The sequence below is a fragment of the Mucilaginibacter sp. L3T2-6 genome, from assembly GCF_030519355.1.
GTDB lineage: Bacteria > Bacteroidota > Bacteroidia > Sphingobacteriales > Sphingobacteriaceae > Mucilaginibacter.
In genome coordinates, this window is record NZ_JAUMKC010000004.1 from 51195 (window position 1) to 77381 (window position 26187).

A 26187-nucleotide genomic window follows, 5' to 3' on the forward strand; every position below is an offset into this window, starting at 1 on the left:
CAGTTTTAAAAGACAAACAAGGAATGGAAACTTTAAATAATTCCGGAATAGAAAATCCGGCACCCAAAATCAGAACCATGGCCGAAATGGCTGCCGAAGGTAAAAAGCCCGAAATATTGTTCTGGGTTGGTTGTGCCGGTAGTTTTGATGAACGTGCACAGCGGATAACCCGCGATATCTGCAAAATATTGAACCACGTTGGGATAAGTTTTGCTGTTTTAGGTACCGAGGAAAGCTGCACCGGCGACCCTGCCAAACGCGCCGGCAACGAATTCCTGTTCCAGATGCAGGCAATGACCAACATACAAGTGCTGGACGCCTATGAAGTTAAAAAGATAGTGACCGGCTGTCCGCATTGTTTTAATACGATTAAGAACGAATATCCCGGCCTTGGCGGCAATTACGAGGTAATACACCACTCGCAGCTGATACAGCAGCTAATTGATGAAGGTAAACTGAAAGCCGAAGGGGGCGAAAGCTTTAAAGGGAAGAAAATTACCTATCACGACCCTTGCTATCTTGGTCGCGGTAATAACGTTTACGAAGCCCCACGCAAAGCCCTTGAGGTTTTAGATGCCGATTTGGTTGAGCTGAAACGCTGCAAAAGCAACGGACTATGCTGTGGCGCCGGTGGTGCACAAATGTTTAAAGAGCCCGAGAAGGGTAATAAGGACATCAACATCGAACGGATGAGTGATATTCTGGAAAGTAAAGCTACCGTGGTGGCTGCCGCTTGTCCGTTTTGCATGACCATGCTTCGAGATGGTGTTAAACATTCGGAAAAGGAGCAGGAGATTCAGGTATTGGATATTGCAGAGATTACTGTAAGGGCTAACAGGCTGTAAATGAGTGTTAAGAACTTTGTCATTGCGAGCGCAGCGTGGCAACCTCGTCGCTATGCATAGTCCGTTTGATGTGGCGACGAGGTTGCTTCGTCATTCCTCTTAGCAATAACAAAATAGTGGAAATTTAATTACAATCCCTTTCCCTTCAAATAATTAAAAGCTTCCCTCAGACTGTCCAGCCGCTCCGGCTCCATGTTTTTTACGGGTACATTAAGCACTGTGGACATCGAGTCTATATCTCCTTTGCGATCGTTACGTGTTTGTACGATAATATCGTCGGCAAGGGTTTTTAAGAGAAGAGTGCCGCTTGCAGTATTGCCGTAATAATCCATATCGCCAAGCTGGTGCAGGTTGAATGAATAATACTCTTCTTTGCCTTTGGCATAGGTTTTCCGCAGGCGCACAAAGGCATCTGCAGTTACAGAAAATTCAAATTTCCTTAGTTTGGCGTCTGCCTCTGTGTTGTATGATTGCATCAGGCATTTATTGGTCCACAGCAGCCAATCTTGTTCGGTCATGCTGCGTTTAAAACAAAAGCTGATAACGGCACAGAACAGAATAACGAAAAGTATGCTATTTTTCTTCATCCCTGGAAAGAACTGATGTTAACGTGACAACAAAATAAACCCGAAGTTAAGAAATTAACTAATTTTGTGTATGCAATTTTCTGAAAATTCAAGGGTCTGGGTTTACCAGGCCGACCGTGAGCTTACCAATGACGAAGTATTGCAGGCGAAAATCCTGCTGGATAACTTTACTACCGGCTGGACCGCCCACAGCAGCCAGCTGAAGGCCAAAGGCGAGATACGATACAACCGTTTTTTTATCCTGTTTGTAGATGAGAGCCAGGCAGGGGCCAGCGGGTGCTCTATTGATAAGTCGGTACACTTTATGCACCAGTTGGAAGCAAAGTTTAACATCAACCTGTTCGACCGCTTTAATCTTGCCTATCGTAAAAATGATGAAGTGCTTTCAGCCCCGCGTCACACATTTGAAGAATTGCTGAAACAAGGCGCTATCGGCTCAAATACCATCGTGTTTAATAACCTGGTGCAAAACCTGACCGAGCTAAACAGCAAGTGGGAGGTGCCTTTTAAGGATAGCTGGCACAACCAATTGTTTGGTAATTTGATAACTGCATAGAATTAGCTAAATTTGATTATGACAACGTTCACCGTACAAGTAAATGACAGTGATGCCGAGATGGTGCTAACCATCTTAAAGAAATTTAAGGCAAAGGTTATTAAATTGCCCCAAAAAGGTGATTTGACGTCTGAGATAATTGAAGCTTTGGAAGAAGTAAAGTTAATGAGAGAGGGCAAAATCAAGCCACTGACTCTTAACGATATATAATGGCTAACCGCGTCATCTATTCTTCCCATTTTATTCGCAAAGCTAAAGACCTTAATAAAAAACACCTCTCATTTAAAGTCGATTTGGAGGCGCTCGAGCAAAGCCTGATCGCCAATCCTAAGCAAGGAGACAATTTAGGCGCAGGGTTATATAAAGTGAGACTTGCTGTAAAAAGCAAAGGAAAGGGAAAAAGGGGAGGTTATAGGGTGATAACCTATTTAGTTTCCGAAGCAAACAACGACATCGTCATAAATATGCTGACGGTTTATGACAAAAGTGAAGAGAGTAGTATCGACAAACCCCGCTTATTAAAATCAATGCAGGATATACTTTAATCCAAAATGTTCATTATCAATCTTACTTATATAGTTCCCCTCGAAGAACTCGACCAGCATATGGCCGATCATGTAAAATATCTGCATAAGTATTACGATAAGAATATTTTTATAGCATCGGGGCGTAAAGTCCCGCGTACAGGTGGAATCATTTTGGCTTTGGCAGATAGTAAAGAAACCATTGAGCAAATTATTAAAGAAGACCCCTTTTACACCAACCGGCTCGCCCAATTCGACATCACAGAGTTTTTAACGTCCCAATATCATCCTGACCTGAAAGATTTGCTGAGTTAATTTTTGTGGCTATCTTTAGCTATGCAACAATATGACGATAGGGTAGATGCTTATATAGATAAAGCCGCCCCCTTTGCACAGCCAATCTTAAAACACATCAGACAGGTAATTCATGGCGCCTCTCCGCTGATCACGGAAACCATGAAATGGAGCATGCCTTTTTTTGAATACAAGGGCCCTGTTGCTATGATGGCATCCTTTAAGCAGCATTTAGGTTTTGGCTTTTGGAAATCGTCCCGGTTAAACGACCCAAACTCTTATTTGAAGGGCGGCGATGATGAAGCGGCCGCGGGAAGCTTTGGCCGGATCGAAAAGATGGAAGATCTTCCGCCGGATGAAGCTATTGTTGATTTCATACACCAGCTGATAGCCTTGAATGAAAGTGGAGTAAAAGAGCCTAAAAAGCCTGCCACAGCTTCAAAACCTGAACTGCCAATGCCGGATGATTTTAAAGGATTACTGAGCGCCAATGCCACCGCTGTGGGGCATTTTGAAAATTTCGCACCCTCAAAAAAACGGGAGTACCTGGAATGGTTTGCTGATGCCAAGAGTGAAGCCACCCGGCAAAAGCGTATGGAGCAGGCGCTGGAGTGGATTAGCGAGGGCAAATCCAGAAACTGGAAGTATCAAAAATAGTGTCGGGCCTAAAATTCCAGTGGTCCCAGCCGCCGCATATTCTTCATGATTAAGTACTGCCGGTGTCTTAAATATCTTGTCGGTTTTGTTGCCGACCATTTCAGCGGGCTGGGGAATATCACCGCAATTGCCGCAGCTTCGTGATTAGTGAGCCGGGATGCCGGTTTATGAAAATAAGCCTGAGATGCTGCCTCGATACCGTAAATGCCGTCGCCCATCTCTATAACGTTCAGATAGACTTCCATAATTCGCTTTTTGCTCCAGAATATCTCCATTAGCAGCGTAAACCAGGCTTCAAAACCTTTCCTGATAATCGACCTGCCCGGCCACAGGAAGACATTTTTTGCGGTCTGCTGCGAGATGGTACTGCCGCCGATCAGCTTTTTGCTGCTTGCATTTTTTTTGATAGCCTTTTCGATAGCTGCAAAATCAAAGCCGTGGTTTTCTAAGAAGGTTTGGTCTTCGGCAGCTACCGCAGCACGCATCATCGATGGTGATATCTCATCAAAGCTTTTCCACTCTTTATCTATTTTCCATTCTTTCCCGGCGGCTTTACGCTCAAAACCCCGCTGAATCATCAACCAGGTTATTGGCGGGTTAACAAAACGGAAAAGGATGACAAAGAAAAGACTGCCTGCAACAAAAGCGATGAACAACAGTTTTATAATTCGCAAAACCAATTTAATCCAGCCGCTCCGGAAAATGCCCTTGTGTTTGCCGCTCGCAGTTTTATTAGCATGTACAGGCTTTTTGCCGCCGGTTACTTTCATGTTTTAAAAATAATGAGGATTTTACAGATTTGAGAGTGACTACACCAAATGTTTCGCAACAAAAAAGGCGTCGAGCTTTCACCCAACACCTTGTTTATTTTGCCTTCCGAAATCAAAATTCCGAAATCCGGAATTAATTTACTCTGCTACTACTTCAAACGGAACCTGAACTTTAACTTCTTTGTGCAAGTTGATGTTAGCAACATACTCGCCCAAAAATTTTGGTTCAGTTTCAAAAGTAATGCGGCGGCGGTCAACTTCAAAGCCTTCTTTCTTCAATGCATCAGCAACCTGGATGGTGTTGATGGCGCCGAAAATTTTACCTGTTTCGCCGGCTTTAGCACCGATAGTAAGCTTAACGCCTTCAAGTTTAGCGGCAATAGCATCAGCATCCTTGCGGATTTTTTCCTGCTTAAACTGCGCTTGCTTAAGGTTTTCGGCCAACACTTTACGTGCGCTTTCAGTAGCCTGTATGGCATAACCTTTAGGGATAAGGTAGTTACGGCCATAGCCTGGCTTTACCTTTACGATATCGTCTTTATCACCGAGGTGTTTAACGTCTTGTTTTAAAATAACTTCCATTTCTATTTACCTCCTGATTATTTTAACGAATCTGTAACATAAGGCAGTAAACCGATGTGGCGAGCACGCTTAACAGCCTGGGCCACTTTGCGCTGAAATTTTAATGAAGTTCCGGTTAAGCGGCGGGGTAATACTTTACCCTGGTCGTTAACAAACTTTAATAAAAAGTTAGCGTCTTTGTAGTCGATGTACTTAATGCCATTCTTTTTAAAACGGCAGTATTTTTTACGTGTGTCCTCTACTTTAGGGGCGGTAACGTATTTAATTTGTTCGTTTGCCATTACTGTGCTGCCTCCTCTGCTTTAGCTGGTTTTTTGTTGAAAGCACCACTGCGTTTTTTCTCATTGTAAGCAACAGCGTGCTTATCTAAGGCAATGGTAAGGAAACGTAGTACGCGCTCGTCGCGGCGCAGCTCAATCTCCAATTTATTAATTAATTCACCCGGAGCCTTAAATTCAGTTAAGTGATAGTACCCTGTAGTTTTTTTCTGAATAGGGTACGCTAATTTCTTCAAACCCCAATTATCTTCCTGGATAATTTCGGCTCCGTTATCAGTTAAAATTTTGCTGAACTTGGCGTTAGCCTCATTAGCAGCATCTACTGATAACAACGGGGTTAGAACGATCACAATTTCGTACTGTTGCATTGTTATACTTTGATTTTAAATATATTACCCGCTAATACGGGGCTGCAAATGTAGATATATTTTTTGTATTTTCAAACCATTTGCATCGCTATTTTTATTCCGCCGGCAGACTGAAGTTGTTGGATATCTGCCGACTTCGATTACAAAAAGGCACGCCGTTTGCATAGGAGAAATTGTTAATAAACTAAAACCATATTTTTATGTTATACACTGAAAATGAGAAAGAAAGAATAATAACTATTAGCGGAGATGATACCTACGCCGGATATTCAACCGAAGACGATGGCGCGGAAGGCGACTGGGAAGATGAGGAGGATGAGTCGTTTGATGATATGGCCGCTGACAGGGATGACCTGCATGATATTATAGTTGAGGAAGATATTTATGATGAAGACAATGATGACCATCTGCCTGAAGAAGACATCTGAGTTTTTATTAATTAATTTAGTGAAAAAGATATTATTATAATTTATTTTTAATTTTTGAAATCTGCCGGAAACTCTACTTCGTTTATATAAGATTAGAAATCCAGAACAATTGTATATGAAGTCGACTAGCGATTCAAAAACTAAAGAAATTGTCACGAATATTCGTAAAATCAGGGAATATAGAAACTACACACAAGACTATCTGGCGGCCAAACTCAAAATTTCACAAAACGCTTACAGCAAAATAGAATTAGGCTACAGCAGCATAACACTGAACCGGTTGGTAGAGATTGCCGAAATACTGGAGATTGACCTGGTTGATTTAGTATGCCATGACAGCGAAAATGTCATCCAGTTAAAACTTACCGGCAGCGACCGGAAATAACGCGCCGTTTCAATTACAGCTTATTCAGTTCCTCTGACAGTATTTTACACATCTCGTTAAAATACCGTCTTACGCCAAACCCGATAACGCTTTGGATACCGCGTGCGGCATTGGATAGAAAAACTTCGTCGGCCTCATATAATATGTCGGGACTAATTTGTGCCTCGGTTAGCGATATGTCATTACGTTTGGCTATATCGATGATTACCTGCCGCATAACGCCTTCAACACAGCCTTCGCTCAAGGCTGGTGTATATAAATGTTTTTTGTAGGATATAAATATATTGGAACTGCTTGCCTCGCACAAATTGCCGTGCTGGTTCAGCAGGAAAACGTCATCAAGCTTGTTCTGCGTTTTGTAAATACCTGCCATTATATAAATTAATGAGTTGCAGGTTTTGATATTCGAGAGGTAATTTGTGGGCTTGGGTATTTCGGTATACAGATCCATGATCAGGCCTTTTTCGTTCAGGAAGTAGCGCGGCTCATCCATCGGGTGCAACTCCAGGCACCAGCCCATTTTATTTTGGGCAGGCGTGTACAACCCTCCCGAATCGCGGTATATGGTTAGCCGCAGCCGGCCGTGTTTTACTTTATTCCTGCGCGCAAGGTCGGCGGTCTTTTCCTTCAAAAACCAGGCGTCCATCTGCGAATAGCCTTCAATTTTCAGCGCTTTCATTCCTTTCTGCAAACGCCCGGCATGCAGTTCGGGGAATTTAAGCTGTCCCTTCATCAGGCGCATTGTCTCAAACAAACCATCTCCATATTTAAATGCACGGTTATTCAATGCAACCAGTTTGGTGTCAGCAGGAAGGATTTCGCCGTTAAAATTGATGAAGACCATGGTTAGATGCTAGTTGATCGGTGATTAGAGATTTGTTAAATGCTTTATTAAAATATTCATATTTCCGGTTTTTAATTAACCGTTAATCGCTGGTCTCTAATCGCTGTCCGTACTTTCTCCATTTCTCTAATGCAGCCTCGAAATCCGGAGGGAGCGGGGCTTCAAAGTATAATCGCTTTTTCAGGGTAGGATGTAAAAATCCCAATGACTGTGCATGCAGGGCCTGCCTTGGCAGCAGTTCAAAGCAGTTCTCTACAAATTGCTTGTATTTGCTGAACACCGTTCCTTTTACAATTTTATCACCGCCGTACATGGCATCGTTAAATAGCGGATGGCCAATGTGTTTCATGTGTGCGCGTATCTGGTGTGTGCGGCCCGTTTCCAGCTGACACTCAATCAGCGTAACGTAGTCCATCCGCTCTAAAACCTTGTAGTGTGTTACTGACCACTTGCCTTTTTCAGGATCGTCATAAACCGACATTACGCGCCTGTCGGCAATGCTGCGGCCAATGTACCCTGTTACTGTGCCGTCTTCGGGTAAATCACCCCAAACCAGGGCTATATATTTACGGGCGATGGTATGTTCAAAAAACTGCCGTGCCAGCCAGGTCATGGCTCTCTCGTTTTTGCTGATGAGGAGCAGTCCAGAGGTGTCCTTGTCTATGCGGTGTACTAACCCGGGGCGGCCATCGTTACCGGGCAAAGTTGGCAGCTGCTGAAAGTGGTAAACGAGCGCATTTACCAACGTGCCGGTATAATTGTTATAGCCCGGATGTACCACCATACCTGCTGCCTTATTTACAATCAGCACATCATCATCTTCATAAACAATATCCAGCGGTAAATTTTCGGGATAAACTTCGGTATCACGCGGCGGATGCGGCAATACGATCGAAATAACATCCTGGGGCTTTACCTTATAGCTCGGTTTAATCGCTTTTTCGTTAACCAGCACATTCCCAAGTTCAATGGCGTTTTGAATGCGGTTGCGCGACGCATTTTCAATCCGGTGCATCAGAAACTTATCAATGCGCAGCAGCGATTGGCCCTTATCTACCACCACACGCAGGTGCTCGTAAAGGTCCTGTTCTTCCTGCTCAATTAAACCGGTTTCTTCAATCATCGCGGCAAAAATACTCGTTTTTATATAATGTTTAGTGTTCGGTTTTTTTGCACACGGAACACCCCGAACACTGTGAAACACGCTGACTATCAATTTATTTCATTTTTGATATTTTGTAAATATTTAATAATCAGAGTGTTTTGTTTTGACTAATATTTCAAATAACAAGAAGACGTTACATCTGTTCTTTGCAGGGTTTACACTTTGCAAATTGGTTTTCAAATAATTAATTGATAGTCAATGTTTTATAATACACGAGGGGTTTACACCTGTAAACCCCTGCGGTTTGACATGCCGAAATGCCTGGACCGGTGTGCTAAAACCTGCAAAATGCGTTGCATTTTACACGGAAACGCCCGGAACACTATGAAACATACTCATTGTCAGTCTGTTTTCGTTCTTAATGATTGTAAGATATTCACCATGAGTATGTTTTTATATTTTTGTTTTTCTGAATCGAAAATAATGGGGTTGCCGAAAGACAATCCTGCGGCGATAATAAAAACATGTTGCCGCTGACAACGTTACTGTATCATTATGAAGAAATCTTATCTTTTTACATTTTTCATTGCTTTGCTTCTCGCCGCTTTACGTGCGGGTGCACAGGACTCTTTTTCCGGCCTTATTAAATCCAGTCCGGAGGATGCCACAAAATTGCTGAATGCGTATGCTATGCCCATGTTCCGTGGCCTGGGCATCGACCAAAACAGCGGTTGGACAAATACCGCGAAAACCAAGGGACTCCTTAAATTTGATCTGAGGATAACCGCATCAGCGACTTTTATATCCTCTGCCGATAAAACATTTGATGTTACCAAAATTGGCTTATCAAACCATGTGCGTCCGGCAAACCCCAATGAAATCATTGCCCCGACTTTCGGCGGAAAGAAAAACGATGGCCCGCTGATGAATATATATGACGATAATGGCCAGAAAGTCGGCGAATTCAATACGCCTGCCGGGGTACTCTCTGTTATACCGGCGCCGCAGGTACAGGTAACCGTTGGCATAATTCAAAATACGGATGTTACACTGCGCGCTATTCCAAAGGTTAGCGCAGGCAGCGATGTCGGCAGTATATCGATGATCGGGTTTGGTATAAAGCACGATATAATGCAGGACATTGCCGGTAAAAGAGCGGACGCCTTGATTCCTTTCGACTTGTCGATAGCGCTGGGCTACAGCCATCTTAATCTGAATAAAAGTTTACAAGTGGATCCGGATGAAGGGGCACAGCCAAAAGACAGCCACCAAAGCACCGATTTCAGCAACCAGCATATTGAAGGGAACTTTAACAGCTTTATGGGCGAGGTCATTATATCCAAAAAACTGCTGGCCTTTACTCCGTTTTTGGCGGTAGGGTACAATACCACCCATGCAGCTGTGGCTGCCATCGGCAACTACCCCGTAACCACAGGCGGCACCCTATTTAACAGTACATACACTACGTTTACTAACCCGGTATCTATCAGCGAAAATGTAGTTAGCGGCGTTCGTGCCGACCTGGGTTTTCAATTGACGCTGGGTTTCTTCCGGTTTTATGCCTCAGGCAGTATAGCGCAATATAAATCGGTAAACGCCGGGATTGGGTTCGGAATATAACCTAAGAAACTGTCTAAAAACGATTGCCAATAATTATTACAGTGCATTAGCCCCTTCTAAATCTCCCCCGGGTTAGTGAGACTTTAGCTTAGGGATATTTTAAGCCCTCTTCCGGGGAGGGCTTGGGTGGGGCTAAAACCGGTATATTTTTATTTTTAGACAGCTTCTAAGATATTTTTATAGCAATGGGTTTTAAATCCATTGCTATGACTAATTTTATCCCATGCTCATCGACCTCGAGATCTACAGCCCAATTCATCAAATAAATAACTATTTGTTCCATGAAAAAGGCATCGAGGTTTACCTTAAACGCGATGACCTGATCCATTCCATCATTTCCGGCAATAAATGGCGAAAGCTGAAATACTTATTGCAAAAAGCGTCTGATGAAAATAAAACCCGCCTGGTGACCTTCGGAGGCGCCTATTCCAATCATTTACTGGCTACCGCTGCGGCCGCTGCAAAATTTGGATTTAAATCGACAGGTATCGTAAGGGGAGAAGAAGTTAACAATGATACCCTGTTTTTATGCCGCTTGCATGGCATGGAGCTGATTTTTGTTGACAGGAAAAGCTACCGGGATAAAGCCGCGCTGTTTGATAAATATTTCGGCGACGATGATAACGCTTTTTTTATAGATGAAGGCGGGGCATCAATTGAGGGTGCAAAAGGATGCAGCGAGTTGGTTAATGAGCTGACCGAAGATTATAATCATATATTCTGCGCTTGCGGAACCGGTACCACCGCGGCTGGCATAATCAGCGGTATTCGCCAAAACAACTCCGGTATTCAATTCAATGGTATTCCAGTCTTTAAAAACGGGGACTTTATCAGAGATGAAATCGATCGGTTTTTAATAGAAAATGCTGTATATCAATTACATACAGGCTATCACTTCGGCGGCTATGGCAAAACAGATGGCCGCTTAATTCAATTTATAAAACGATTTGTTGCTGAAACCGGTATTTTGATCGAGCCCGTTTATACTGGTAAGATGCTTTATGCAATTTTTGACCTTGCTGCAAAAGACTACTTTAAAAAGGGCGACCGTATCCTGGCCATTCACACCGGCGGTATTTGGGGCTTGCTGGGTATGAAGGATAAGTTTATTGATGAATGATTTTGCAGATTGACGAATGATTTGACCGGTTACTAATGGTCAATTTGAGGTTGATATGCTTAATGGCAAAGTTTACTGGCGATTTGTAATCCAAAAAGTCTCAATGGAGGATATATTCTCCAGCGCAGCGGTTGCCTGCGATATCACGGAAATAGTTATCTTTAACCATCCTGAATTCCAATCAATATCATGAAAAAATATTTTCTGTTAGTCTTGTCGTGCGCTTTGGCTTATAATGCTTGCGCCCAAAACGACAGCGTTACTTTCTTCCTGCATAAGTTTGAACAGCACATCGGCAAAGAAACCTATGCGGTTACCAAAACAGGAAGCGACATCACCTATTCCATCAACTTTAAATTTACTGACCGCGGCTCGCCGGTGCCCTTAAAAGCAGAGTTAAAGCTTACCAATGCTTATGAGCCGCTTTCTCTGAAAATAAAAGGAAACACCTCGCGTTCATCAACCATCAACGATACCATCGCTATCTCGGGCACGCTGGCACGCATTAAGGTTAACGACTCATCTTACCAGCAACAGCTTACCACTTTGGCTTTCCCGGTCGCCAGTTACGCGCCGGGCACGGTACAGCAAGTGTTGCTGCAATACTGGAAAAATCATTATGAGCCGGCTACCCTTAATACTTTACCCTTTGGTTCTGTGCAAATTACCCGTAGCGGGCAGGATAACATCAATTTTAACGGTAAAACTTTAAAACTGGACAGGTATACCATTGGCGGCCTGATATGGGGTAATGAAATTTTATGGACAGATAAAAGCGGGCAGTTGATCTGCCTGATCACTAACGATGCTGAGGCTGATAAGCTGGAAATGATGCTGAAACCATACGAAACCCTGCTGCCGCAGTTTATAGATAAAGCTGCGGTATATGGCATGGACTTGTTTACCAAATCGATGCCGAAAAGTACTGCAGCCGGCAAAATCATAGCTATTACCGGCGGTACCTTAATCGATGTGGTAAGCGGTAAGCCAATGCCGAACACCACCGTGATTATCGAAAACGGAATGATCAAGAAAATAGGGGAGACCGGCAAAGTAAAAATTCCTTCAGTCGCAAACGTAATCGATGCCAAAGGCAAGGCTTTGCTGCCCGGTCTTTGGGATATGCACGCACACTTTGAGCAGGTGGATTGGGGCCCGGCTTACCTGGCTGCAGGCGTAACTACCGTTCGTGATTGCGGGAACGAGTTCAGCTTTATAAACGCTGTACAAAGCGCCATCGACAATGGAAAAGGACTCGGGCCAAAAATATTGAAGGCTGGAATAATCGATGGCAAAGGCCCGATGGCGCTTGGCATCATCCAGGCCGATACTAAAGAAGAAGCGATAAAAGCCGTCGACCGTTATAAAGATAACGGCTTCGACCAGATAAAAATTTACAGTTCGGTAAAGCCCGCCATCGTGAAATTCATTTGTGATGAGGCCCACAAAAAAGGGTTAACCGTTACCGGCCACATACCCAACGGCATGACGCTGCAGGCTGGTGTAGATTCGGGCATGGACATGGTAAACCACATACAATATGTGTACAGTGTGATGAAACGGAATAAGGACCGCTCTGTAAATTTTGAAGATTCGGCAAGTGTGGCGGTAGTTAAGTTTATTAAAGATCACCATACCGTAATTGACCCCACACTTGGTGTTTTCGAAATGCTGTTCCGCTCAAATAAGGACGACATCACCAATGTTGAACCTGCATTTTATACCTTGCCGGCGCCTTACCAGGTTATATTTAAGAACACCGGAATGGAACCGGCAAATGCTACGCGACTGGCGCCGGTATGGCAAAGCTTTATAAAATGCGTTAAGGTATTGTATGACGCAGGTGTGCCCATCATTGCCGGTACGGACCAGGATTTCCCCGGCTACAGCCTCGACCGTGAGCTGGAGTTATATGTGCAGGCAGGTTTAACGCCCATACAGGCCATCCAAACCGCAACCATCACCCCGGCTACTGTAATGAAATTGGATAAACAAACAGGCTCGTTACAGGAAGGCAAGAATGCAGACATTATAATTGTGGACGGCAATCCGCTGACAAACATCAGGGATATAAGGAAAGTAACTACGGTAATAAAATCAGGAAAGGTTTATGATCCCGTGGCGATGCATAAACTGGTTGGATTTAGCAAATAGGAGATAATATTAATTATGTCATTGCGAGTGAGGAACGAGCGAAGCAACCCCTTCGCTATGCATCACGAACCATACATAGTGGATTAAAATGGCGACGAGGTTGCTTCGTTCCTCGCAATGACAAAGCTTAAATTGTCACGGAGATGTTCATCACTATTTTTCATCTGGATAACTTAGTCAACTCAATCCAATCTTATCAACCTATTCAACCCAAACATTAATGCAATTTAATGACATTGTTAATTAAAAGTTTTAACATTAAAATTTTAACTTTGCCGCTCAATACCGAGCATGAGCGATCAGATAAAACATGAGTGTGGTGTGGCGTTTATCCGCCTGTTAAAACCACTTTCATACTACCAGCAAAAGTACGGCACGGCGCTGTACGGTCTAAACAAGCTATATCTCTTAATGGAAAAACAGCATAACCGCGGGCAGGACGGCGCAGGGGTTGCTACCATTAAGCTGGATATCGAACCGGGAAAGCGCTACATCAGCCGCCACCGCTCGATGGCCTCCAACGCAGTCGCCGATATTTTTGAATATATCCAGAAGAAATTTGCTGACATTCAGAAGGAGACGCCTGAAAAAATGCAGGACGCCCAATGGCTCAAAGAACATGTAAGCTTTACCGGCGAAGTTCTTCTGGGCCATTTGCGTTATGGTACACATGGCAAAAACAGCATCGAAAACTGCCATCCGTTTTTGCGTCAGAACAACTGGATGACCCGTAACCTGGTGATTGCCGGTAACTTCAACATGACGAATGTTGACGAACTTTTGCAGCAATTGTATGATCTTGGTCAGCACCCAAAAGAAAAAGCAGATACCGTAACGGTACTCGAAAAAATAGGCCACTTCCTGGACACTGAAAACCAGGGCTTGTTTGACCAGTATAAACGTGAAGGACTGGACGATAACATCAAGATCAGTAAGCTGATCGCAAATGATATGGACGTTGCCAAGATACTTCGCAAATCAGCCAAGAACTGGGACGGCGGCTATACCATTGCCGGTATAATTGGTCATGGCGACGCCTTTGTAATGCGCGACCCTGCGGGTATCCGCCCTGCTTATTATTTCCAAAATGACGAGATTGTTGTAGCCGCCTCCGAAAGGCCTGCTCTCCAAACTGCATTCAATATCCCTATCGAAGAGATTAAGGAAATTAAGCCCGGCCACGCCCTTATCGTTAAAAAGAACGGCCGCGTTACCGAGGATATGTTCAGCGATCCGGTTGAAAAGAAATCATGCTCGTTCGAGCGTATTTATTTCTCGCGCGGCAGTGATTCTGCTATTTACCGCGAGCGCAAGCAACTGGGCCGCCTGCTCTGCGACCAGATTTTGGATTACGTTGACCACGATATAAAAAATACGGTTTTCTCTTACATACCTAATACGGCAGAAGTAGCTTTCTACGGCATGGTGGAAGGTATGCACAAATACACCAAGCAGTATCAGCGTGAGCAATTGGTTGGCCGGGCTGCCGAAATGAGCCCGGAACAGATAACTGAAATACTTTCTTTGGCGCCGCGGGTGGAGAAGATAGCTATTAAGGATGTTAAGCTGCGTACGTTCATCACCCAGGATGCCGACCGGAGCGAGATGGTGGCACACGTATATGACACTACGTACGGCCTGATTAAAAAGGATGTGGACACTTTGGTTGTATTGGACGACTCCATTGTTCGCGGTACAACGCTGAAGCAAAGCATCCTGAAGATACTAGATCGTCTTGGCCCGAAACGTATCGTGGTAGTGTCATCTGCCCCGCAAATACGTTTCCCGGATTGTTATGGTATCGATATGTCCCGGATGGGTGAGTTTGTGGCGTTTGAGGCGGCTATAAGCCTGCTGAAAGATGCCGGTAAGGACGATGTTATCCTGCGGGTTTATCAAAACTGTAAAGACAGCGCCAATCTGCCGAAAGAAGAAGTTGAAAACTATGTAAAGGCGATTTACGAACCTTTTACCGACCAGGAAATATCCGACAGGATAGCTCAGATCATCACACCAAAAGACATCAAAGCGGAAGTGAAGGTGATTTATCAAACGCTGGATAACCTGCACAAAGCTTGTCCCGACCACCAGGGCGACTGGTACTTTAGCGGCAATTACCCAACGCCGGGCGGCAATAAGGTGGTGAACAAAGCCTTTGCCAACTGGATGGAAGGAAAGAATACAAGGGGGTATAATTAAATCTTAAGTCAAAAAAGCTTCTTAATATGCAAGCCGGACATTTTGATGCCCGGCTTTTTTATGATTGCTAACCGCAAATTCAATCTGATAAACCACCTCCGGGGCTGTGTCTTCACAGGCCGCACTTGTAATCCAGGACCTTAATTCTTGCAATAAAATTTTACCGGGATAGCAATTTTTTGTTTTCCTCTTATCAGGTAATAAGTCAGGCTGCCTTTTTGCTTTATGATGGTATCGTTAACTCTGATTTCCTTCCACACTACCGAATCTTCGTGTTCGGTTATGTAAATTTTGTTTTCAAAGAAACTATGCCCCAAAACTATAGCCTGGAAGTTATGGTCGTCGCTATCGATAAATTTCTTTGTGACGAGTCCATGAAACTCAATACGTCTTTCTATTGCTTCGTGGTAACAATTAGTGGGCAATGTATAATACCAATAGGTTTCACGCGCGTTGATGATAATTATAAACAGTAAAAAAATTATAGCAATATATTTCGAAATCTTTTTAGCGCCTTCTGTCAGCATAATTTAAAAACAATAAGCGTAAGATATGAATCAATTATCGACTTTTAAATTCTTTTTAATTACCTTTAATAGGTACGGAATATTTCCGTACTTTTGATTGCATAATTAGAATATCAAATGGAAAACCAAGTGATTCAACAGGAAAAGGCAAGATTTGATGCTAAGATACCCCGGGCGCAAAAAGAACTTTTTGAATATGCGGCGAGTATAGGCGGCTATCGTACGTTAACTGATTTTATCATCAATGCTGTGCAGGAGAAGGCCAATGTTATTATTCGTGAACACGATACTATAATCGCTTCGGAACGTGATCGAGCGACTTTTTTTGAAGCATTTACCAATCCACCGGAGCCCAATGAGAAACTGAAAGAAGCTGCCGTTTTTTATAAAAAATTCATCGAAGAAAACAGATGAGTTTAAAAATTCAGATCCTAAATTCGGATCTTAACAAAAAGACGTTTAGTTGCGGTAAAGAGATGTTGGATAATTATTTGCATTTTCAAGCTGGACAGGATGTAAGAAAAAAACTATGCGTGGTATTTGCTATGACCGACGGCGCGCAGATACTTGGTTATTACAGTTTGTCAAATGCATCTGTTCCGGCTGAAGCCTTACCAGATGATATCCGAAAAAAAATGCCCAAATCATATAGTCAATTGCCTGTTACTTTACTTGGCCGGCTTGCGGTTGATAACGCTCAAAAGGGAAAAGGTTTCGGTAAAGTTTTGCTTATTGATGCACTCAATCGTAGTTACAAAGCTGCCGATAGCGCAATTGGGTCTATTGGCGTGGTAGTGGATCCATTGGATGTTGAGGCGCATTCATTTTATAAAAGTTTTGGCTTCATCGCTTTGGAAGATAGCGAAAAGATGTTTTTGCCGATGAAGACGATATCGCTGCTGATCGACAGATTGGACTAAGAGCTTTTTTCAAGCACCCCTTCAGCCCAAATCCGCATACTATCAATTGCGGGTATTAATCCTTTCCCTGTATCTGTAATGGTATATTCCACCCGGGGAGGTACCTCGGTGTATACTTTTCGGCTGATAAGGCCGTCATCCTCCAGCTCCTTTAATGCCTGGGTAAGCATTTTCGGCGATATACCTTCCACCGTTCGTTTCAGCTCGCCGTAACGCAGAACGCTATCCCTTAAAAACCACAAAATACGGCCTTTATATTTACCGCTAACGCGCTGAAACGCAAAATCAACCGGGCAATAAGCTTTGCGTGATGCTTTGATATACATGAATGTGAAATTTAATTTTACTGATTTACAGCATTAATAACTTTTTGGTATGTAGGGTACAGGTTGGTATGTACTTGCTATAAATATACTGCATATTTAGGTTTGCATCAACTTTAACTGCAAGATTATGAAACCCTATAAGATCATCCCGGGAATTGTTGCTTTAACGATAATGATACATACTATGCCCGCTAACGCCCAAACCGGCAATGATAATCCGGACATCAATACGCTGGAACTGCGTAACTATGTTATTAAACCGGGTCAGGGTGATAATTTCATTAAATACTTTGCTGCACATTTTGTACAGTCGCAGATTGACCAGGGCGGATACCCGATGAAATGGAGCAGGGTTAAAAATAGTCCCAACAGTTTTTTCTGGATGCGGGGTTTCAAGGATATGGCCTCTCGCAGCAAATTCCTGCCGGCATTCTATTATGGCCCGGTTTGGAAGCAGTTTGGCAAAGGCGCAAATGATATGCTGGCCAATAATGATAACGTGTATTTGCTGAAGCCGCTTACGCTCAATAATGGCTTACTGACAACAGGCAGGCCAATCAACAGCGGTTTGCTGAAAAGTGCCCGTGGTATTGCGGTGGTTGATTTTTATATAGCGAACACTAAACTGGATAAACTGATAGCAGCGTTTGCTAAATACTATTTACCTGCATTTAAAACATCCGGAATAACAAACTATACACTTTGGGTAAGCGAGATGCAAACTAACGACTTTCCCCGGCTGCCTGTTTTCCAGGACCCTAATTTACTGGTTGCGATTACTTTTTATAACGACGAGCAGGAATATCGACGTAAACAAACAAAATTTGAAGCCGGATTAAGCAACGAAGTTAAAGCTGAATTGCAGGATATTATCACGATCAAAAACACCATTATCATCTATCCTGCGCAACAATAGCGGGCTTAATCTGCCTTAACAAAAACCAGGTTTTAATAAATAATTGCGTGGTGAATTATTCTAAAATCAACTTTTTTCTTTCAGTGGCATTTATCTGATGGCATTTTTTATGGAACTTCAGCATATACACGCCCGGAAGCGGCTGCGTGGCTATATTCTACAACCTGGCATCCATACTAAAATTAACAAGAATTAGCTCTGTATTAAACAGTTGCTTTTATCATTTCTTCAGTCCGTTCGGCGTTAAGCCCGAGGCCATTGGCGATGATACTTGCCCGCTTATAAAATGGCTCGCGCTCTTCTAACTTTTCTGCGATGAATTTTACCAGTGCGTCACCCTGCTTGTCTCGAAGTAACGGACGTTGATTTTTTTCGTTCGAAAGCCGTTGTGCAAGGGTTTTAGGCGGCAATTGGATATAAATTGAACGGCCACGACCATTTATCCATTGCATATTGTCAAAAAAGCAGGGAAGGCCCCCACCGGTCGAGATGATCGCATTTTCAGGGTAATCGGTTTCTTTCAATATTTCAGATTCCAGCTTTCGGAAGGCGTCTTCGCCATGTGCGCTGAAGTATTCGGCTATAGTCATGCCCGCCTTCGCTTCCAGAACATGGTCCAGGTCGATAAATGGATAACCCATCCGCGACGCTAGTTTGCGACCGAGTGTAGTCTTTCCGCAACCCATAAAACCAATGAGAAATATTAAACCTGCTTCTTTATTTTTATTTTTCTGTAAATCATTCATGTTTCTGCTACGATCTATAGTCTATTGGCTATCTACTCCGCATCAAATTATCCCAGCTTTACTCTCGGGTCAATCCAAACATAAACTATATCAACCAAAATACTTATTACCACAAAAATAAAGGCAATGAACAAAATACTGCCCATCACCACGGGAAAATCCGACATTTCCAGCGCATCCACAGTCGTTTTACCCAAGCCATTATAGCCGAACACATATTCCACAAAAAATGACCCTGCCAGCAGCGATGCAAACCAGTTGGCTATTGCCGTAATCACAGGGTTCAGCGCATTTTTTAAAGCGTGGCGATATACAATGGCATTGTTGCTCAATCCTTTTGCTTTAGCGGTACGGATATAATCCTGTCCCAAAACATCAAGCATTGCGTTACGTGTCAGTTGCACGATGATGGCCAGCGGCCTTAAACCAAGCGTAACCATCGGCAATATTAAATTACGCCAGTTAATAACCTCGCCTTTAAAAGGGTCGTAGCTATACAAACTGCCTGACATATTGAGCCCGGTATATTTTGTTAATACAAACCCGAATAACCAGGCAATAATAATCCCTGCGAAAAATGATGGCGCAGATACGCCAAGTGTTGAAAAGCCGATGGCCAGCTTATCAATCCAGGTGTCCTTATTGACTGCACTTGCCACCCCCAGAAACACGCCGATGATAATGGCAAATATCATTGCGGTAGCTGCCAGCACCAGGGTGTTTGGGATAACTTCGATCAGCAGCCGGGCCACTTCTTTATGTGTTTGATAGGAGCGGCGCAGATACGGCCATTTCAGTGCGATAAGCTTATCCTTTGATACGGCAAACAGCTTTACGTAATGATACCGCTCCCTTTCTTCGTCGTTATTAGCGTGAATGCCGATAGGGGATAGATCGTTAAGGTAATAGGCAAACTGTACCGGGACCGGCTTATCGAGCCCAAATTCCTTACGGATGGCTTGCAATGATTGTACGTCCGCGCGTTGTCCCTGTGTCATCCTGGCCGGGTCGACAGGCAGGATGTTGAACAGAAAAAATACCACAACCACAATGCCCAGCATTACTGCCAGCCCATAAAATATTTTGCGGATGAGGTAGCTGATCATTTATTGCTGCTGAAAATATTTCTTTACCAGGTCGTCGTATTTTGGCATGGAATGGTAATGCCATTTGCCGAGTATCGTTCCATTCTTTAGCAGTAATATCCCCGGGTTTGCCCTTACCATTGTTTTCAGCGGCACGCCATCGGCATAAAATATCTCGAAAGCCAGTTTATGCTGTTTTGCATAAGCCTCGGCATATTGATGCGAATTTGAGGTAAGCATAACCGTGCGGGTATTAAAATTCTGCGCCAGGTTAATGGCGGTTGCATTCAGCCGTTCCAGCGCCTGGTCGTCCGTTTCGGCAAGATTATAAGCCACAATCACCACGTTATTAAACGGATTGCCAATAAGTTCTTTAGTATAGTCATTCCCTTGGGCATCCTGTATCACCAAATCGCGGATCTTTGGTGTAAAGCCCAGTTTAACCAATCGCCTTTCCGGAGTACCTTCAATCACCCAGTTATTGTCTTTCCATATATTGGTTTTCATATACTCGGTGTTAGTCATGATTTTTTTTTCGCCGGTCTTCTTGTTTTTCAGGTTGTAGGTCAGTTCATACTCATCTGGCTTGGCGCCGGGAGGCGTTTTCATTTCGTCCAGGATGTTAGCGCCGACTTTATACGGAAGAAAATCGATAACGGGTGAAAGGTTGTAAGTGTATAAACCAAATCCCACCGACACAATAATGGAAGCAACTAACAGTCTATCCCCGGTTTTAGCTGAAAACAGGGGACTGATTTCTTTCCGTTTAATGAAAATTACGAGAATTAAAAGCAGGAGCACAACGTCCTTGCTGAAAGACTGCCATGGCGTAAGCGGAATGGCGTCGCCGAAACAGCCGCAGGTTTGCACCACCTCGAAGTAAGCCGAGTAAAAAGTTAAGAACGCGAAGAAGATGATCAGCAGCAACAATCCCCAGGCTACCGATATAGCTCGTACGCCGATCAACAAAGCAAAGCCGAGAATGATCTCGAGTGAACAAAGTATAATGGACGCGCTGAGCGCAAAGCCGTTCAGAAAGGTAATATGAAAAACTTCGAAATATTCTTCCAGCTTGTACGAGAACCCAAGCGGGTCGTTTATTTTTATCAGTCCCGAAAATATAAAAAGCAGCCCAACCAATATGCGGGCAGTCCAAAGCAAAGGCGAAGCGGATTTTTTTGTCATTTGTTGTCTAAAAGTTGTAATGTTGTAAGGTTGTCAGGTTGAGAAACTGCGGAATAACTTTCAACTTTACAACTTTCAAACAGTACAACATCACGTGGCTAAAGATACATCTTTTCATAAAAAGACAACGCTGAATGCAGGCGGTAAACTGATCGATTTAAACAGGCCGAAGGTAATGGGCATTATCAACCTTACACCCGACTCGTTTTATGCCGGAAGCCGGAAGCAGGGTATAGACGATGCCTTACAGCAAGCCCGCAGAATGCTGGATGACGGCGCCGACCTCCTGGACCTTGGCGCTTATTCATCCCGCCCCGGAGCGGAGGATATTTCAATACAGGAGGAAACTGACCGCCTGCTGCCGGTGGTTGAAACCATCATAAAGCAATTGCCGGAAGCAGTGCTCTCAATCGATACTTTTCGCTCGCAGGTTGCGGAGGCAGCGATAAAAGCGGGTGCGCATATCATTAATGATATCAGTGGCGGACAATTGGACGAGGACATGTTTGCAACAGTCGCCCGTTTGCAGGCGCCTTATATTCTGATGCACATGAAAGGCACCCCAAAAACTATGAACCAGCTGGCTGTCTACGACGATGTATTTGCCGAGGTTTACGATTATTTCGCCGAAAGATATTACCTGCTTAAACAGCTTGGGATTCATGATGTTATCCTGGACCCAGGCTTTGGCTTCGCTAAGAAGCCGGAGCATGGGTATGCCCTCATGAACCGCTTGCAGGATTTTGCTATGCTTGGTTTGCCTGTGCTTGCGGGCGTATCCCGAAAAAAAATGATATATGGCAGCCTTGGTATCACAGCCAATGAAGCACTTAATGGCACGACAGCGTTAAACACCATCGCCTTAACCAAAGGGGCTGATATTTTACGTGTACACGATGTTAAAGAAGCTGTGCAAGCCATAAAGATATGGGAATTATGCCGGTGATTTGGTTTGGCTTCTTTTAAACGGGAGTGTTGTTCCGTAGCTTAATCTTCGCCATAGCCATTCCACTGGTCCGAAATAATAATTAGAGAGCCACCATCGGTTTAAATGCAGCTGCATAACAAAAATTACGATGGCAATGGCATAACAATATAGCTGCGGTATAGTACCGGTAATAAACGTCCCCAGGCCGAAGCCTGAGAACAACAAAAGACTGATTATATTTTGAGCCATGTAGCTGCTTAAGGTCATTTTGCCGGTGGGTTGTAATAGTACGAGCAGCGGCATAATTTTTTTGTTGAAATATAGCCGGCAAATCGACGTGGCAATAAATACCATTGTAATTAATACCAGGCAGTAATCTGTATCGAAATAATGCTTCATAAATACCGGCTTAGAAAATATCAGCGACAATGTAGTGCCGGCAATGGTGATTGTAAAGCTTATCAGCCAGATTCTCTTCAATAATGCAGGTTTGTTTTCTATCGATGTAAAAAAGTCTGACTTCTGCGCCGCTTGTCCTAATAAAAAGCAGCAAAACATGATGCTGTGGACGGTAACAGCTAAATTGGGGTCGGTAACCTGGCCCTTCCACGTGCCGATCAGGCCAAACTTGAGGACATCGAATAAAGTACTGCTATTAAAGAGCGGCAGGTATGGCGAGAGAGTTTTCAGGTCAACACTTCCAAAAATGGCCGGAACAAGCGCCGTAAGCACCGGTATCAGCAGGAACAGCAAAGCGCTGATATATGCCGATGTTTTTGCGCTGCATTTATTAAACAGGAGCAGCAAAACGCCCAGCACCGCGTAATTCTTAAGGATGTCCCCGAAAAAGAACATGCTGTTGAACAATGCGAACAATAAAAGAAGCGCCATACGTTTCAAAAAGAAAACATTCCCATTAGCCGATGTTTCCCTGGCATGTTGCATAGTTACCGCAAAACCATAGCCAAACAAAAAGCTTAGCAAGGTCCATGATTTTGATGAAAAAAGCACGGAAGTAGTACCTGTGATGATTTTTTCAGCTAATACCTGGTGAGATTCATGCGGATAAACCAGCTGCGAAATGTCGAAATAATTCATTACAACCACACCCAGCAGGGCCCAGCCGCGTAACACATCTACCACCGGTACGTGCTTTGATTGCTGTAAAGGCTTAAAGGTGTTTGCAGACATAGCGGGATTACCTCTCCGAATGTAGTAACTTAAACGGAGATATAAAGATTCCCGCTATTTTATTCGTACATATATAGAAGTCAATCCATCGGCTGAACTGTCACCAATCAATAAGGTGTCTGTTTTACGGATGATCGGGTCGCCATGAGTGGCCTGGTCAAAATAGATAAGATTTAATGCCATTGGGGTCATTGAATGAATATCGGGAGCGATATGATAAGTACCCTGCGTGCCTGTTCCCGATTTATTAAAATACTGGTAGGTGCTGTCAATATTTAACTGGATACCTTCGCCGTTACCGGCCGGATAGTTTCTATCCGGTTGAAGTCCGCCGCGTTCAATTCTCAGCTCCCACTTGCCAAAAACATTGTTGGTATTGGCAAGGTTAATGGGCATCACTTTAGTGCCTTTTTTGCAGCCTGCGGTAATTGCGGCGGCGATTGCTATAAAGCAGAGTATCTTAAAAATTCTCATCATATTCACGTAGAATTCGGGTTGAGCAGCTAACAAAAGTTGCTTGTCATTTTCATCAAAGATATTATTAAGTGAGGATTTTTTAGGGAAGAAATGATACGCGCAAAGTACTCCGTTGCATTCATTAAAAAGTTATTTATCGCGGGCAGGCTGAACAATATTTTGAAACTTCTTCCATATTATTACATCACTAAATTTCCACCTGACCAATCCGAATTGGAAAACCCGGATTCCGAATAAAATTTTTATTTGCAAATCCCAATTTCTTTCTTTTACTTTGAACAACAAAGTACTTTACGTGGAAGAAAAAGAAATTCAGAACGAACTGGCCTCCATCCGAAACCTGATGGAGCGTTCATCCAAGTTTATATCCCTTAGCGGACTCTCGGGAATACTGGCCGGAATTTATGCACTGGCAGGTGCAGCACTGGCTTATAATATTATTTATAACCACATACCGGTTGCAGACAGCGAAAGTACAAATAATGATTTGTCAGCTACGGGATTGCTTTCCGGCCATAGCTTCAGCATGCTGGAATTGAAGCTGATGGCTATCGCATTTGTTGTTTTAGTACTTTCAATAATTACCGGCATTGTTTTTTCCCTTCGCAAGGCAAAACGTAAAGGTCAGCCAATATGGGGCAAAACCAGCCGGTCGATGCTGTTTTATATGGCGACGCCGTTGTTTACGGGCGGCTTATTAATTTTGATATTTATCTATCGCGGCCATTACAGCATTATTGCACCGGCTTCGCTTATTTTTTACGGATTATCATTGGTAGGCGCCAGCAATTTCACTTTCAACGAGATAAAGTACCTGGGCCTTTGCGATGTTTTATTGGGTTTGGTTACGGCTTGTGTACCCGGCTATGGTTTGCTATTTTGGGCGATTGGTTTTGGTGTGCTGCATATTGTGTATGGCAGCGTAATGTACTTTAAATACGACAGGTGAAGATCCCCTTTGAAAAACTTGATAAAGCATTTGAGAACCGCCTGAGGTTGCAGATTATGAGTGTACTGGTGGTAAACGACCGGTATGACTTTAATTCGCTTAAAGAACTGCTGGAAACCACCGACGGTAACCTGGCTTCGCACCTTAAAGGGTTGGAGAAAGAGGGATATATTGTGGTTCATAAAGCTTTCCTTGGCCGCAAACCGAACACCACGTACGAATCGACAGAAAAAGGGAAGAAAGCGTTTAAAGACCACCTTGATGCACTGGAGCAGTTGATAAAACAACAGAAGACCACTTAATTTTTAACTAAAACCGGTATTATGCAAAAAAAATCCGTCCTTTTGATGTACGCCGCGGCCGTTTTCGGTAACCTGCTGTTTGTGCTTTGGATATTTTACAACGCCATTTACGCCGGCGTAAGCGGCTCATGGCCCGAAATTATTTCGTGCGTCGTACTAATATGTCTGCTTGCGCTTAACTCATACCTTATACTGACAAGTTTGGACAGGGAAAATATGATTACGGATAAATCAAACTAAATTTTTTTACCCATTTACTTTGAAACACAAAGTAATTTGAAAAAAGAAATATGATTAATATGGCAAAAGGAAGACGACAGTGGTGGTGGTCAAAAAGATTAAAATATAACATAGGGCTTATTATTTCAGGCTTTGTAGCTTTTATGCTCTATTGTTTATTGGGCGAAGCGATTATAGCCCCCAAAGAAGAATTCGAAGTAACCTTATTTACCATATTTTTTCAGGGACGCGCCTATGATAATGATCTTCATCGCTAATATACTTTATACTTTGGGCTGGCTGGCCGATATTCTCTTTAATCCAGCTAACAGTCAGCGCTTCAGAGAAAACCTATTCAGGTTAGGTTATTGGTTTTCAGTTGCTTTACCAATTCTTTTTATCCTGGCGATCATGATCAGTTTCACTATCCGTACTCCCTCAAACCCGTAAAAGAAATTACACAGTTAAATCAAAACACTCACACCATGACATCAAACACATTTTTATACAGCTTAAGGGTTTGGCTAACCAGCGTAGTTACCGCACCAATCCTTTTTATTCTTATCGAGATCTGCCGCGGCAGGCTAAGCTGGCAAACTCCGGAAGTTACTATCGGTTCGGTAATAAATATATGGTTATTTTATGCCGCATTTGAGTTATTCTTTTCCCTGGCCACCTGGTTTTTATTCTACATCGTCATCACAATACTTGCCAGGCATATTCTAAGGCCGCATCTGCGAATGACTATCATTTTTATCACCGGCGTTTTATTTACCATCGTTACTTTCCGGGTTACGCTATTGCAGGATGGCTTTTTTAATGATAATAACAATTACCTCGGCCTGATGATATGCAATTGCTTCTGCATCGGTGCAGGCAGCCTGCTCTATAAGTTAAGGGTTGAGTGGTTTATGGAACCGGGCATAAATTAAATCGGAATTCACCCAAAGTCTGCGTTGAGGCGGACTATGGGTTTGGGTTAAGTGGGTGCGTTCTGTCCCAACCCAGCCGGCTGTGTCCCGCAGCCGGTTTTTCTTTTTGCAGGTAAGTCCAGATAACCTTCCAACTTTACAACCTTGCAACTTTACAACAACTAAAAC

35 protein-coding genes are annotated in these 26187 nt (G+C 43.4%); 21 read left to right on the forward strand and 14 right to left on the reverse strand.

Going from position 1 to position 26187, the window contains the following annotated elements:
* Window positions 1-23 precede the first annotated feature (23 nt).
* Window positions 24-845 carry a (Fe-S)-binding protein gene (locus tag Q3W13_RS06115; RefSeq protein WP_302862148.1) on the forward strand — a complete coding sequence of 274 codons (822 nt, stop codon included), beginning with the start codon at window positions 24-26 and terminating at the stop codon, window positions 843-845.
* A 128-nt stretch (window positions 846-973) separates the two neighbouring features.
* On the opposite strand, the gene Q3W13_RS06120 is transcribed toward Q3W13_RS06115, so the two are convergent.
* Window positions 974-1363, reverse strand: a complete 390-nt coding sequence (locus tag Q3W13_RS06120) for a hypothetical protein (protein WP_302862149.1) — start codon at window positions 1361-1363, stop codon at window positions 974-976.
* Window positions 1364-1502: 139 nt separating this feature from the next.
* On the opposite strand from Q3W13_RS06120, the gene Q3W13_RS06125 reads away from it, so the two are divergent.
* Genes Q3W13_RS06125 through Q3W13_RS06145 form a run of 5 tightly spaced genes read left to right on the forward strand, consistent with a single transcriptional unit; the run spans window position 1503 to window position 3463 of the window.
* Window positions 1503-1988, forward strand: coding sequence for an ABC transporter ATPase (locus Q3W13_RS06125; RefSeq protein WP_302862150.1), 486 nt, complete (start codon window positions 1503-1505; stop codon window positions 1986-1988).
* A gap of 18 nt (window positions 1989-2006) precedes the next feature.
* On the forward strand, window positions 2007-2198 hold the full coding sequence (locus Q3W13_RS06130; RefSeq protein ID WP_302862152.1) for a hypothetical protein: 192 nt from the start codon (window positions 2007-2009) through the stop codon (window positions 2196-2198).
* Window positions 2198-2533: a type II toxin-antitoxin system RelE/ParE family toxin gene (locus Q3W13_RS06135; RefSeq protein WP_302862154.1), complete on the forward strand. Its 336-nt coding sequence runs from the start codon at window positions 2198-2200 to the stop codon at window positions 2531-2533. The genes Q3W13_RS06130 and Q3W13_RS06135 overlap by 1 nt, the downstream gene beginning before the upstream one ends.
* Before the next feature lie 6 nt (window positions 2534-2539).
* A complete protein-coding gene (locus Q3W13_RS06140) occupies window positions 2540-2827 on the forward strand; it encodes a YciI family protein (RefSeq protein WP_302862155.1) in 288 nt (95 codons plus the stop codon).
* A 21-nt stretch (window positions 2828-2848) separates the two neighbouring features.
* On the forward strand, window positions 2849-3463 hold the full coding sequence (locus Q3W13_RS06145; RefSeq protein ID WP_302862157.1) for a YdeI family protein: 615 nt from the start codon (window positions 2849-2851) through the stop codon (window positions 3461-3463).
* A gap of 8 nt (window positions 3464-3471) precedes the next feature.
* On the opposite strand, the gene mtgA is transcribed toward Q3W13_RS06145, so the two are convergent.
* The 4 genes from mtgA to rpsF all read right to left on the reverse strand — a co-directional run bounded on the left by mtgA (window position 3472) and on the right by rpsF (window position 5461).
* Entirely contained in the window at window positions 3472-4233 is a 762-nt protein-coding gene (gene mtgA / locus Q3W13_RS06150; RefSeq protein ID WP_302862158.1) for a monofunctional biosynthetic peptidoglycan transglycosylase, read from the reverse strand.
* Window positions 4234-4371: 138 nt separating this feature from the next.
* A complete protein-coding gene (rplI, locus tag Q3W13_RS06155; RefSeq protein ID WP_302862160.1) occupies window positions 4372-4815 on the reverse strand; it encodes a 50S ribosomal protein L9 in 444 nt (147 codons plus the stop codon).
* Window positions 4816-4832: 17 nt separating this feature from the next.
* Complete coding sequence (gene rpsR, locus Q3W13_RS06160; protein ID WP_295672178.1) at window positions 4833-5096, reverse strand: 30S ribosomal protein S18; 264 nt, start codon at window positions 5094-5096, stop codon at window positions 4833-4835.
* The gene (gene rpsF / locus Q3W13_RS06165; RefSeq protein ID WP_302862163.1) at window positions 5096-5461 is read right to left on the reverse strand and encodes a 30S ribosomal protein S6; all 366 of its coding nucleotides are present in this window, start codon (window positions 5459-5461) and stop codon (window positions 5096-5098) included. Before rpsF ends, rpsR begins: the two co-directional genes overlap by 1 nt.
* 200 nt (window positions 5462-5661) lie before the next feature.
* Here rpsF and Q3W13_RS06170 point away from each other — a divergent pair, with 200 nt between their 5' ends.
* Both Q3W13_RS06170 and Q3W13_RS06175 read left to right on the forward strand, forming a co-directional pair.
* Window positions 5662-5889 carry a hypothetical protein gene (locus tag Q3W13_RS06170; protein WP_302862164.1) on the forward strand — a complete coding sequence of 76 codons (228 nt, stop codon included), beginning with the start codon at window positions 5662-5664 and terminating at the stop codon, window positions 5887-5889.
* Window positions 5890-6004: 115 nt separating this feature from the next.
* A complete protein-coding gene (locus Q3W13_RS06175) occupies window positions 6005-6274 on the forward strand; it encodes a helix-turn-helix domain-containing protein (RefSeq protein WP_302862165.1) in 270 nt (89 codons plus the stop codon).
* A gap of 13 nt (window positions 6275-6287) precedes the next feature.
* Here the strand turns inward: Q3W13_RS06175 and Q3W13_RS06180 are convergent, their stop codons facing one another.
* Window positions 6288-7118, reverse strand: a complete 831-nt coding sequence (locus Q3W13_RS06180; protein WP_302862166.1) for an aminotransferase class IV — start codon at window positions 7116-7118, stop codon at window positions 6288-6290.
* 82 nt (window positions 7119-7200) lie between these two features.
* Entirely contained in the window at window positions 7201-8241 is a 1041-nt protein-coding gene (locus Q3W13_RS06185; RefSeq protein ID WP_302862167.1) for an RluA family pseudouridine synthase, read from the reverse strand.
* A 537-nt stretch (window positions 8242-8778) separates the two neighbouring features.
* On the opposite strand from Q3W13_RS06185, the gene Q3W13_RS06190 reads away from it, so the two are divergent.
* From Q3W13_RS06190 to Q3W13_RS06205, 4 genes are all read left to right on the forward strand, one after another.
* Window positions 8779-9843 (forward strand): DUF6588 family protein, encoded by a 1065-nt coding sequence (locus tag Q3W13_RS06190; protein WP_302862168.1) that lies wholly within the window; start codon window positions 8779-8781, stop codon window positions 9841-9843.
* A 223-nt stretch (window positions 9844-10066) separates the two neighbouring features.
* Complete coding sequence (locus Q3W13_RS06195) at window positions 10067-10963, forward strand: 1-aminocyclopropane-1-carboxylate deaminase/D-cysteine desulfhydrase (RefSeq protein ID WP_302862169.1); 897 nt, start codon at window positions 10067-10069, stop codon at window positions 10961-10963.
* A 189-nt stretch (window positions 10964-11152) separates the two neighbouring features.
* The gene (locus Q3W13_RS06200; RefSeq protein ID WP_302862172.1) at window positions 11153-13117 is read left to right on the forward strand and encodes an amidohydrolase family protein; all 1965 of its coding nucleotides are present in this window, start codon (window positions 11153-11155) and stop codon (window positions 13115-13117) included.
* Between the two features lie 291 nt (window positions 13118-13408).
* Complete coding sequence (locus tag Q3W13_RS06205; RefSeq protein ID WP_302862174.1) at window positions 13409-15316, forward strand: class II glutamine amidotransferase; 1908 nt, start codon at window positions 13409-13411, stop codon at window positions 15314-15316.
* Between the two features lie 140 nt (window positions 15317-15456).
* Here Q3W13_RS06205 and Q3W13_RS06210 read toward each other — a convergent pair whose 3' ends face one another.
* Window positions 15457-15843: a hypothetical protein gene (locus tag Q3W13_RS06210; protein WP_302862177.1), complete on the reverse strand. Its 387-nt coding sequence runs from the start codon at window positions 15841-15843 to the stop codon at window positions 15457-15459.
* Window positions 15844-15960: 117 nt separating this feature from the next.
* Here Q3W13_RS06210 and Q3W13_RS06215 point away from each other — a divergent pair, with 117 nt between their 5' ends.
* Both Q3W13_RS06215 and Q3W13_RS06220 read left to right on the forward strand, forming a co-directional pair.
* On the forward strand, window positions 15961-16257 hold the full coding sequence (locus Q3W13_RS06215) for a DUF1778 domain-containing protein (RefSeq protein ID WP_302862179.1): 297 nt from the start codon (window positions 15961-15963) through the stop codon (window positions 16255-16257).
* A complete protein-coding gene (locus Q3W13_RS06220; protein WP_302862181.1) occupies window positions 16254-16763 on the forward strand; it encodes a GNAT family N-acetyltransferase in 510 nt (169 codons plus the stop codon). Before Q3W13_RS06215 ends, Q3W13_RS06220 begins: the two co-directional genes overlap by 4 nt.
* Here the strand turns inward: Q3W13_RS06220 and Q3W13_RS06225 are convergent.
* On the reverse strand, window positions 16760-17089 hold the full coding sequence (locus tag Q3W13_RS06225) for a helix-turn-helix domain-containing protein (RefSeq protein WP_302862183.1): 330 nt from the start codon (window positions 17087-17089) through the stop codon (window positions 16760-16762). The genes Q3W13_RS06220 and Q3W13_RS06225 overlap by 4 nt on opposite strands.
* 127 nt (window positions 17090-17216) lie before the next feature.
* Here Q3W13_RS06225 and Q3W13_RS06230 point away from each other — a divergent pair, with 127 nt between their 5' ends.
* Window positions 17217-18005: a hypothetical protein gene (locus Q3W13_RS06230; protein ID WP_302862185.1), complete on the forward strand. Its 789-nt coding sequence runs from the start codon at window positions 17217-17219 to the stop codon at window positions 18003-18005.
* A 203-nt stretch (window positions 18006-18208) separates the two neighbouring features.
* Here Q3W13_RS06230 and Q3W13_RS06235 read toward each other — a convergent pair whose 3' ends face one another.
* The 3 genes from Q3W13_RS06235 to Q3W13_RS06245 are packed head-to-tail and all read right to left on the reverse strand — an operon-like array spanning window position 18209 to window position 21021.
* Window positions 18209-18751, reverse strand: coding sequence for a shikimate kinase (locus tag Q3W13_RS06235; RefSeq protein WP_302862186.1), 543 nt, complete (start codon window positions 18749-18751; stop codon window positions 18209-18211).
* A 47-nt stretch (window positions 18752-18798) separates the two neighbouring features.
* Window positions 18799-19857 carry an ABC transporter permease gene (locus Q3W13_RS06240; protein WP_302862188.1) on the reverse strand — a complete coding sequence of 353 codons (1059 nt, stop codon included), beginning with the start codon at window positions 19855-19857 and terminating at the stop codon, window positions 18799-18801.
* On the reverse strand, window positions 19858-21021 hold the full coding sequence (locus tag Q3W13_RS06245; RefSeq protein WP_302862189.1) for a BT_3928 family protein: 1164 nt from the start codon (window positions 21019-21021) through the stop codon (window positions 19858-19860).
* A 94-nt stretch (window positions 21022-21115) separates the two neighbouring features.
* Between Q3W13_RS06245 and folP the strand changes: the two genes are divergently transcribed.
* Complete coding sequence (folP, locus tag Q3W13_RS06250; RefSeq protein WP_302862190.1) at window positions 21116-21967, forward strand: dihydropteroate synthase; 852 nt, start codon at window positions 21116-21118, stop codon at window positions 21965-21967.
* Here the strand turns inward: folP and Q3W13_RS06255 are convergent.
* Complete coding sequence (locus Q3W13_RS06255) at window positions 21956-23140, reverse strand: DUF418 domain-containing protein (RefSeq protein ID WP_302862191.1); 1185 nt, start codon at window positions 23138-23140, stop codon at window positions 21956-21958. The genes folP and Q3W13_RS06255 overlap by 12 nt on opposite strands.
* Window positions 23141-23194: 54 nt before the next feature.
* Window positions 23195-23617, reverse strand: coding sequence for a hypothetical protein (locus Q3W13_RS06260; protein WP_302862192.1), 423 nt, complete (start codon window positions 23615-23617; stop codon window positions 23195-23197).
* A gap of 274 nt (window positions 23618-23891) precedes the next feature.
* Between Q3W13_RS06260 and Q3W13_RS06265 the strand changes: the two genes are divergently transcribed.
* From Q3W13_RS06265 to Q3W13_RS06285, 5 genes are all read left to right on the forward strand, one after another.
* Window positions 23892-24566, forward strand: a complete 675-nt coding sequence (locus tag Q3W13_RS06265; protein ID WP_302862194.1) for a hypothetical protein — start codon at window positions 23892-23894, stop codon at window positions 24564-24566.
* Window positions 24563-24868, forward strand: coding sequence for a transcriptional regulator (locus Q3W13_RS06270; protein ID WP_302862195.1), 306 nt, complete (start codon window positions 24563-24565; stop codon window positions 24866-24868). Before Q3W13_RS06265 ends, Q3W13_RS06270 begins: the two co-directional genes overlap by 4 nt.
* 21 nt (window positions 24869-24889) lie before the next feature.
* On the forward strand, window positions 24890-25108 hold the full coding sequence (locus Q3W13_RS06275; protein WP_302862196.1) for a hypothetical protein: 219 nt from the start codon (window positions 24890-24892) through the stop codon (window positions 25106-25108).
* Window positions 25109-25167: 59 nt separating this feature from the next.
* Complete coding sequence (locus Q3W13_RS06280; RefSeq protein ID WP_302862198.1) at window positions 25168-25365, forward strand: hypothetical protein; 198 nt, start codon at window positions 25168-25170, stop codon at window positions 25363-25365.
* A gap of 207 nt (window positions 25366-25572) precedes the next feature.
* Window positions 25573-26019, forward strand: coding sequence for a hypothetical protein (locus tag Q3W13_RS06285; RefSeq protein ID WP_302862200.1), 447 nt, complete (start codon window positions 25573-25575; stop codon window positions 26017-26019).
* Window positions 26020-26187: the final 168 nt, after the last annotated feature.